At 61.2% G+C, this 9,375-nt stretch carries 9 protein-coding genes; 8 read left to right on the top strand and 1 reads right to left on the bottom strand.

Going from position 1 to position 9,375, the window contains the following annotated elements; translation table 11 throughout:
* The coding region (locus A6723_RS27800; protein ID WP_139093084.1) for a helix-turn-helix domain-containing protein at positions 1-500 on the top strand (500 nt) is incomplete at its 5' end.
* 18 nt (positions 501-518) lie between these two features.
* Here A6723_RS27800 and thiO read toward each other — a convergent pair.
* Positions 519-1,628, bottom strand: a complete 1,110-nt coding sequence (gene thiO / locus A6723_RS27795; RefSeq protein WP_054909941.1) for a glycine oxidase ThiO — start codon at positions 1,626-1,628, stop codon at positions 519-521.
* A gap of 194 nt (positions 1,629-1,822) precedes the next feature.
* Here thiO and A6723_RS27790 point away from each other — a divergent pair, with 194 nt between their 5' ends.
* The 7 genes from A6723_RS27790 to A6723_RS27760 all read left to right on the top strand — a co-directional run bounded on the left by A6723_RS27790 (position 1,823) and on the right by A6723_RS27760 (position 9,345).
* Positions 1,823-2,335 (top strand): GspH/FimT family pseudopilin, encoded by a 513-nt coding sequence (locus A6723_RS27790; RefSeq protein WP_054909940.1) that lies wholly within the window; start codon positions 1,823-1,825, stop codon positions 2,333-2,335.
* A 150-nt stretch (positions 2,336-2,485) separates the two neighbouring features.
* Positions 2,486-2,977: a GspH/FimT family pseudopilin gene (locus tag A6723_RS27785; RefSeq protein ID WP_054909939.1), complete on the top strand. Its 492-nt coding sequence runs from the start codon at positions 2,486-2,488 to the stop codon at positions 2,975-2,977.
* An 8-nt stretch (positions 2,978-2,985) separates the two neighbouring features.
* The gene (pilV, locus tag A6723_RS27780; protein ID WP_054909938.1) at positions 2,986-3,486 is read left to right on the top strand and encodes a type IV pilus modification protein PilV; all 501 of its coding nucleotides are present in this window, start codon (positions 2,986-2,988) and stop codon (positions 3,484-3,486) included.
* A 9-nt stretch (positions 3,487-3,495) separates the two neighbouring features.
* Positions 3,496-4,308: a PilW family protein gene (locus A6723_RS27775; protein WP_054909937.1), complete on the top strand. Its 813-nt coding sequence runs from the start codon at positions 3,496-3,498 to the stop codon at positions 4,306-4,308.
* On the top strand, positions 4,305-4,907 hold the full coding sequence (locus tag A6723_RS27770; protein WP_236200424.1) for a PilX N-terminal domain-containing pilus assembly protein: 603 nt from the start codon (positions 4,305-4,307) through the stop codon (positions 4,905-4,907). The genes A6723_RS27775 and A6723_RS27770 overlap by 4 nt, the downstream gene beginning before the upstream one ends.
* Positions 4,907-8,896 carry a pilus assembly protein gene (locus tag A6723_RS27765; protein ID WP_054909936.1) on the top strand — a complete coding sequence of 1,330 codons (3,990 nt, stop codon included), beginning with the start codon at positions 4,907-4,909 and terminating at the stop codon, positions 8,894-8,896. The genes A6723_RS27770 and A6723_RS27765 overlap by 1 nt, the downstream gene beginning before the upstream one ends.
* Positions 8,893-9,345, top strand: a complete 453-nt coding sequence (locus A6723_RS27760) for a type IV pilin protein (RefSeq protein WP_054909935.1) — start codon at positions 8,893-8,895, stop codon at positions 9,343-9,345. Before A6723_RS27765 ends, A6723_RS27760 begins: the two co-directional genes overlap by 4 nt.
* Positions 9,346-9,375: the final 30 nt, after the last annotated feature.

The raw sequence follows: 9,375 nt of genomic DNA, 5'->3' as shown, positions 1-9,375 counted from the left end.
CCGCCGAAGTGGCCGCCGGGCGCTTCCGTCAGGACCTATACTATCGCCTGAACGTCATCGAACTGCGGGTTCCGCCCCTGCGCGAGCGTCGTGAAGACATCCCGCTGCTGACCGATCGCGTACTCAAACGCCTCGCCGGCGACAGCGGGTTGACGGCCGCCTCGGTCAGCGCCGATGCCCTGGAGAAGCTCAAGAGCTACCGCTTCCCGGGCAACGTGCGGGAGCTTGAGAACATGCTCGAGCGCGCCTACACGCTTTGCGAAGACGACGTTATCCAGCCCCACGACCTGCGTCTGGCCGAGACCAGTTCCCCGGACGGCGGTGGCGAAGCCAGCCTGGCGCAGATCGACAACCTTGAGGATTACCTCGAAGACATCGAACGCAAGCTGATCATGCAGGCCCTGGAAGAGACTCGCTGGAACCGCACTGCGGCGGCGCAGCGCCTGGGCCTGACCTTCCGCTCCATGCGCTATCGCCTGAAGAAACTGGGGATCGACTGATCCCCAGCCCAGCCGCCCCTAGACGATGGGCGTCGCCACCAGGCGCCCTTCCGGCGCGTAGGGCGCCGCCTCGATGATCGGCGAGCGCTTCTGCATCAGGTCCGCCAGCAACTGGCAGGACGCCGGCGCCAGCACCAGGCCATTGCGATAGTGACCGGTGTTCAGCCACAGGCCCTGATGGCCGGGCACCTCGCCAATAAAGGGAATGCCCTGCGGCGAGCCCGGACGCAGCCCGGCCCAGTGATTCACCGGCTCCCTGCCCGCCAGCGCGGGGATCAGCTCCTCGGCAGAGGCGCGCAGGCTGCTCAAGGCCTCACCCGTCGGAGTCTTGTCGAAACCGGCATGCTCCAGCGTGCTGCCTATCAGGATGTGCCCATCGCGGCGCGGAATCGCGTAGCGACCTTTGGCCAGCACCATGCTGGAGAGGAAGTCCGGGGCGCAGCGGTAAAGGATCATCTGCCCCTTCACCGGCTCCACCGGCAGCTGCAGGCCCAGCTTCGCCAACAACTCGCCGCTCCAGGCACCGGCCGCCAGCACCACTGAATCGGCAATGAAATCGCCCTGCTCAGTGCGCACGCCGTTCACACGCTCGCCCTCGCGCAGGAAGCCGGTTACCTCGACCTGCTCGCGCACGCTGACGTTCGGAAGTCGCAGCAGCGCCTCGCGCAGCGACTTGGCCAGGCGCGGATTGCGCACGTTGGCTACCCCGGACATGTATACGGCACGCTCGAAGCCCTGCCCCAGCACTGGGACGGCGTCATGCACGGCGCCGATGTCCACTTCCGCAAGCGGGCGACCATGGGCCTTGGCCCAAGCCAGAGCTTCGGCCTGGTCATCGAGGTCCAGCCAGTAGAGGCCCGTGACATGTACTTCCGGGTCGAGCCCGGTATCGGTGAGCAGTCGGTCACCCAGCCGCGGGTAGAAGTCCTGCGACCAGTGGGCCAGGTTGGCGACTGCCGCGCTGTAGCGCCACGGATAAAGCGGCGAGACGATGCCACCGCCAGCCCAGGACGCTTCGCGCCCGGTCTCGCCCTTCTCCAGCAGCACCACCTCGGCACCTGCCTGACCCAGAGTCCAGGCAGTCAGCATCCCGACTACCCCACCGCCCACCACGATCATGTCCGGCATACCACGCCCCACATCACAGGAAAATCAACGGCCCATCGCCGGCCGCACACTATACCGGGCCTGGATCCTTGACGGAGCAAGACGGAAGTCGATGCGGCATCGGACCGCTCCTACACACCATGTCCAGTTCGACGACAAGCGCCAACCGGGTTGCCGCCAATACTTCCCCCATCTCGGTCGCCCGGAAATGAACCATGCCCAGAGGAAAAGGTTTCACCCTCATCGAACTGCTTTCCGCGCTTGCGATCCTCGCCATCGCACTGTCCATCGCAGCACCGTCATTCAGCGAAATGCTGAAGAACCAGCGCGCCAGTACTGCTGCCCAGGAGCTGCGCAACGCCCTGGACTACACCCGAGAATCCGCCGCACACAGCGGGCAACCGACCAGCATCGCTGCAATCAGCGGCGACTGGGCCGCCGGCTGGGAGGTCTTCGCCGATTCCGGCAACCGCGGAACACGAGAACCCCAGCAATCACCGCTTGCCGCCCACGGCCCACTGAACGGCATCAGCATCCGCACCGACAACACCTCGCGCCGCTACATTCACTTCACCCCACGCGGCAACGCCATCCAGCCCAATGGCGCGTTTCACTCGAGCACACTGACCATCTGCGGTGAGGGTCAGTCGAGCTTTCGCGTCGTGTTCAACAAAGTGGGGCGCATTCGCACGGAATCAGGAGGCACCGAGGAGTTCTGCTCCCGCTGATCGACTTCGCAGTTCCTCAGCAACACAGTTCACATAAACCCGGCGCACATGACCGGATATCGCCCTATCGCGAACGGTCATCTATAGAAAAAGGACATTTCCCACAAGACAAGGCAGCATTGCCGCTATCTAAAAAGCGAGGAATGCGCCATGTCGCGCCGTAAGGCATCGGCGGGGTTTACCGTTATCGAGCTGATGATGGTGGTGTTTGTCGCGGCGATCTTCGTCGCCGTTGCACTACCAAGCTTCAGTACCGCCATCACCAACTCCCGCCTTCAATCAGCCAGCAACGAACTGGCAAGTCTGATTCAGTACGCGCGAAGTACGGCGGTACAGAACAATCAGAGCATGAATATCTGTGCCAGTAGCGGCGTATGGAGTGTTCGCAAGAGTTGCACCGACGCCAGTGCAACGGTCCTGCGTTCATTTACCCCACCCACCGGCGTCACGGTGTCAGCATCGGTAACCAGCCTGACCTTCCGCTCGAATGGCACCGCCAGCGGCTCAGCAGACCTCATTGCCTGCGCGAACAGCACGGCCTCGTCCGGCTACAAGCTGAGCATTCAGGCCAGCGGTTTCGTGAAACTCAACGCCCAGGGTAAGGACGGTAGCGCTGCCCTGAGCTCCTGCACCCCCTCGTGAGATCCACGATGAAGAATATCCGCGGCTTCAGCATGATCGAAGTACTCATCACGTTGGTGCTGGTCTGCATCGGCGTGCTCGGCATGGTCGCTCTGCAAGGACGGACCGTGAGCTACACCCAGGATTCAGTGCAGCGCAATACTGCCGCCGCGCTGGCCAACGATCTGGTCGAAATGATTCGTGCCAACCCGACCGGCCTGCCAGCAAGCTCTGGGTTCTACAAGGCTGCCAACAGCGCCTTCCCCGACGTCCCTACCGCCGGTTGCAGCTCCCCCTCCAATGTTCAGTCAGAACAGTTGGCCTGCTGGGGACAGAAGGCCGGAAAGCTGCTGCCCGGTGCCAGCTCGCTGCTCACCAGCGACTTTTACGTTTGCCGATCGCTTAACGCCAATAGCTGTGGCGACGGCTCGGCCGTAGAGATCCAGCTGGCATGGACCGTCAAGCCCGGAGAGTGCATGGATAACAGTACAGCAACCACCTGTTACTACCGCCTGCGCACCGAAATCTAGGAATTCGAGATGAACAACCGACACCTGCAGCGCGGCCTCTCGATGATCGAACTGATGGTCGCGCTGGCCATCAGCAGCTTTCTCATCGTAGGGGTTACTCAGATCTACATCGATAACAAGCGCAGCTATACCTTCCAGCAAAGCCAGTCGGAGAATCAGGAAGGTTCTCGCTATTCGCTGATCTTCCTGCAGCAGGAGCTAGCGAAGGCAGGTTACCGCCGCCGCCCGGATGAGCCGATCGATTCGGCATTCAAGGCGGAAAACCTGTCAGGCTGCAACTTCGCCGCCGGCCAGACCGTGATGCGCATCAGCGCAAATTCGGTCTGCATCCGCTACCAGCCACGCGATAGCAATGATCGAGACTGCCAGGGCAACGCAGTCGCAACCGCCGCCGACTTCACATCACCCTACACCAAGTCGACCGAGAACTTCGTAGAGCGGATCTGGTTCGACAGTGCCAACAACAATCTGGTGTGCACACGCCAGGCCGGCACTACGACCAAGGACGCGATCATGATGAGCGGCCTGGCGGACCTTCGCTTCGTTTTTGGCGTCGGTAGCGCCGCCAGCCCGCGCAACATCACTCAATACACGGCGAGCCCCACTACGACCCAGCCGATTCTTGCTGTGCGATTCATCACGCTGACTCGCAGCAGTTCCAACTATGTGCGCGATGCCAGTACTGCCGACAACGCCCTGCAGAACTGGAAGGATTACAGCGGCGCTACAGCCGCTGAAGTCACCGCGCTGAAAAACGCCGACAAGAGCCAGCTTTATCAATTCAGCCAGAACACCGTCACTCTCAGGAATCTGACGCCATGATGACCGCAAAGCCCCTCAGCAAGTCTTACGGCTCGCGGAACAAGCAAACCGGCGCCTCGCTGTTCATCGCGCTGGTTATCCTGCTGCTGGTCACCCTGCTGGCACTCTCCAGCACTCGAGAAGTGGCGCTGGAGTCGCGCATTACTGCCAACTTCGTGGAACAGCAGCGTCTGTCGAACGGTGCCGAGGCAGGTCTGCGCGATGGCGAATACTCGATGATCAACCGGTTGCGTCCTCTGGAGCCGACAGCGTCCTGCGCAACAGCAGCCGCCGGGACGGTACCGGACCCGTGCCTGCTCAAGCTGCGCAATAACACCGCCACCTATTCGCTGCTGTTCGCAACAGCCGGCCTGTCACGCGCGTACTACCCCAAGGACGGTACGCAAGCCGATAGCAGGATGCCCATCGTCTGGTACGCACTGCCTGCGCCAGGCGGTGCGGAATCCGGCGAAGCCGAGAATCCCGAGTACGGCAACATGATGAACCAGACGGGCACGTTCCGTTACGAAGTCAATGCCAAGGCTTCGACGACCACCACGAGCAATGCCGCTTACCTGCGTTCGACCACCGCCAAACTTTTCGACAACGGTGACCGTTGATGAGACTCACGACTTTCTCTCGCAAAGCAGCGATCAGCCTGCTGACCTGCTTGGCGCTGTTCGGCGGCACTCAACAAGCTCAGGCAACGTTGCTCAACGTTGCGCAGTCGCCGTTGATCCTTTCCGAATCGGTTGCCCCCAACCTCGTCCTCACCCTGGATGACTCGGGCAGTATGCGTTACGCCTTCGCGCCGGACAGCATGGGTGACAATGGCGCCTACCGGCGCTTCAAGGCAGCTGTGTTCAACCCGATGTACTACAATCCGGCAGTGACCTATCTGATCCCAACCAAGGTGAACAGTGACGGCTCGCGGGCAAATCCGGGCTACTCGACTTCCTTTACGGCGGCCTATTCCAACGGTCTGAAGACCAGTACTGGCACCACGGACCTGAGCACCTCCTACTGGGTCACACGCAACTCCGACCCAGCCAGCGCCCCCGGCTCCAGCTTCACCTCCACCGACCCTACTTACGGCTGGCGTCAGTACGTCCAGAACCCTGACGCCGACTTCGGCCCCAAGGTCCTGAGTCAGAACACCACGACAGGCAATCCGCAAGTCACCAACAACTACACTTACAGTACCAACCTGCGTAGCTGCCCCAGCAACAACGTGGTGGCCCCTGATACCTCGACGAACTCCAACACGACGACGGGGAGCGACGGTAACACCACCAAGGTCGACACCACCACGACCACCACCTACGCCTTTGTCAGCTGTAAGAAGAACAGCGGTAGCAGCACCCGTTACACACTCATCGTCAACGCTACGACCACCGTCACGACCACCACCACAGTCAGCCGACCAGATCGTACTCAGAGCAGAGTACCGGCGTACTACTACGTCTATGACTCGACCCTGACTGGCTGCACCTCCAGCACTGCCGACGACAACTGCTATCGACTGGTCACGGTATCCGCCACCTCCGGTGTAGGAAATACGGACGAACGCCAGAACTTCGCCATCTGGTATTCGTTCTACCGTACTCGGGCCCTCGCCACCCTCAGCGCGGCGAACCTGGCCTTCAACAGCCTGCCCACCAGCATCCGCCTGACCTGGCAGACGCTGAACAGCTGCACCACTCTGAACTCCAGCAGTTGCGGCACGAACTACTTCCGCAAGTTTTCCGATCAGCACCGCGGCAATTTCTTCACCTGGCTGACGGGTGTTCCCTTCGTGGACGGCACCTCGTTGCGTCTGGCCATGAGCCGTGCCGGCGAGTTCCTGAAGACCTCGGACGCCTGGGCATATGACCCCAACCCGTTCACCTCCAGTGGCGGCCGCGGCACCACGGTGCAAAGTCCGACCTACGCCTGCCGCCCCAGCTATCAGATCATGATGACTGACGGTATGTGGAACGGCGACAACGGCTCCACCAGCGCCACCCTCAAGCCTGACCAGAACAACACGACCCTGCCCGACGGCAAGACCTACAGCAAGCAGGCGCCGTTCAACGACGCGACCCAGAACACCTTGGCCGATCTGGCCTTCCACTACTGGGCGACTGACGCCAATACCAGTCTCGACAACGATGTGAAGCCGCTTCTGGTCGCCCCCAACACCAGCGATGCGACCGCCGAGTACTGGGACCCGCGGAACGACCCGGCCACCTGGCAACATCTGGTGAACTACACCATCGGCCTGGGCCTGACCAGCGCCCTCGACAAGCCGGGCATTCCGTGGAGTGGCGACACCTATGGTGGCGCGGGCTACACCGCGCTCAAGAATGGCACCGCCTGGCCGGCAGCCAGTGCGGACAGCGCCAACAACGTCTACGACCTCTGGCACACCGCAATCAACTCCCGCGGCGAGTTCTTCAGCGCCGACAGCCCGGACAAGATCGTCGAAGCCTTCCGCACGATTATCAACCGCATTAGTAACCGCACTGCATCGGCCAGTGCCCCGGGCGTAACTGCCTCGGTGGTAGAGGACACCATTACTCGCGAGGTCTACGAGACCCAGTTCAACAGCGAAGACTGGTCCGGCAACCTGATCAAATACACCATCGACAGCAATGGGGCTCGCACCCAATCCTGGGACCTGGCAACGACCCTCAACGGCGTGCAGGCCTCAACCCGCAATATCAAGATGTTCAGCAGCTCGGGCACCAGCAAGCTGAAGGACTTCACCTGGGCGAACCTCAGCACGGCCCAGCAGACCTTGCTGAACCGCGACTACGACACCACCAACTCCACTGCCGATACCAAGGGTGCGCAGCGCGTCGCCTACGTACGTGGCGACCAGAGCAACGAAGGCAGCGCCTCCGGCCAGTTCCGCGAGCGCAGCAGCGTCGTTGGCGACATCATCAACTCGTCGCCGGTACTCGTCGGCACACCGAAGTATCTGGCCTATCTTGCCGACTCGATCGATGGTGCCACCACGGATGGAAGCAGCAAATACGCGGCGTTCCGTACCGCCAATAGCGCGGAGGGCGGCAACCCGGCCCGCCGTCCGATGGTCTACGTCGGCAGTAACGACGGCATGCTTCATGGTTTCGACACCCGCACCGGCGCCGAAGTCTTCTCCTACGTGCCCAGTGCCGTGATCGAGAACCTCTACAAGCTACCCGCCAAGAAGTACAAGGGCGGCGCTCACCAGTTCTTTGTCGACGGCACGCCTGTGGTATCGGACGTCTATTACGGCGATGCCTGGCATACCGTTCTGGTCGGTACCCTCCGCGCTGGCGGCCGCTCGATGTTCGCGCTGGACATTACCAATCCGGATGCCATCACCCTGCTCTGGGAAAAGAGCTTCGATACCAGCAGCACCTACACCAACATGGGCTACACCTTCCCCACGCCGTCCATTGCCCGCCTGCACAACGGCAAATGGGCGGTAGTCACCGGCAACGGCTACGGAAACCAGAGCGCAACCGACGCCGACAAGGCATCGCTGATGATCTTCGACGTGCAAACCGGTGACATGATCAAGGAGCTGGTCGTCACCGGCGACATCACCAAGGCCAACGGCATGTCCAGCGTGAAGCTGGCCGATAACAACAGCGATGGCGTGGCCGACTACGCCTACGCGGGCGACCTGCAAGGCAACCTCTGGCGCTTCGATCTGTTCCCCGCTAGCGCCCGCGACAACAGCGGAACCGATCCCTTCAAGCGCGGCACCGGGGGGATTGTGGATTCCACAAGCAATGCCAATGACTTCGCCGTCTCCTACGGTGGAAAGCCGCTCTACACCGCCAAGGACAGCCGCGCTACCGGCGCGACCGCACAGACCATCATGGCGGCACCGTCGCTGGTACGGCATCCGACGACCCTGGGCTACCTCGTGATCTTCGGAACCGGTAAATACTTCGAAACCACTGACGGCAACGTCGATTCGACCCGAGCCCAGAGCATCTACGGCATCTGGGACCGCAAGACCCGCGCGCAAAGCACTTCGGCCCCTAATCCGGCACTGGCGCGCAGCAATCTTGTTACCCAGACCATCACCGAGGAAGCTGCGAACAATCCATTCGCCAGCAATACCAACGTAGAGGGTATTCGCACAGTCAGTCAGAACTCGATCCAGTGGTACACCACCAACGCCACCGACACGACGGACAGCAGCGTGAACAAGTGGGGTTGGGTCCTGGACCTGAAGATCGATGGCTCGAGTACCCTGAGCGGCGAAATGATGATCAACCCGATGTCGACTCGCGGCACGACACTACTGGTCAACACGCTGACCCCCAATGCCGACCCATGCAAGGAAGGTGTCGACTCGTGGATCTATGGTCTCGACCCGTACACAGGTGGTCGGACCAAGTACAACGTGTTCGACTTGAACAATGACAAGACCATTAATGATGGTGACACCTACGGTAGTGGTAACAGCGTGGTGTCGGGTTACAAGAAGCCCGGCGCAGGTGGTTTCACTACCAACAATGGTGAAATTTACACCTCTCCAGGTTTGGGCAGCGGCATGATGTACAGCTCTGGCCCGACCTCCACCGGGCGCCAGACTTGGCGAGCCATCCCTGAGGAAGCACGATGAAAACCTCTGCAAGCATGTCCGCAGGCTTCACGCTGATGGAGTTGATGATCGTGGTCGCGGTTATCGGCGTCCTGGCGGGCATCGCCTACCCAAGCTATTCAAACTATGTTCTGCGAGCGAATCGCAGTGAAGCTCAGTCAATGCTCAATGACGCTGCTGCACGGCAGGAGCGCTACTACGCCCAGAACTACGCCTATGTCGTCAGCGCTACCGATCTGGGCAAGCTCGGTATGCGCAACACCACGGGCACCGGTAGCTCGACGGCAGTCAAGTCGGACACCGGGAAGTACACCTTGAGCGTTGGCACCGATAACAGCGGCTACATCCTGACGGCCACACGAGCGGGCCCCCAGGTTGCTGATACAGCCTGCGGCAACCTCACGCTCAACGGCGCCGGAGTCAAAGGCGTAAGCGCTACGGGCGCCAGCGTCACAGACTGCTGGAAGTAAGTGCCCAATAAAAAAGCCCGATCAACTGAT

The organism is Pseudomonas sp. AU11447, from assembly GCF_001672555.2.
GTDB classification, from domain to species: Bacteria; Pseudomonadota; Gammaproteobacteria; order Pseudomonadales; family Pseudomonadaceae; genus Pseudomonas; species Pseudomonas nitroreducens.
This window is presented reverse-complemented; position numbering and strand designations above follow the sequence as displayed.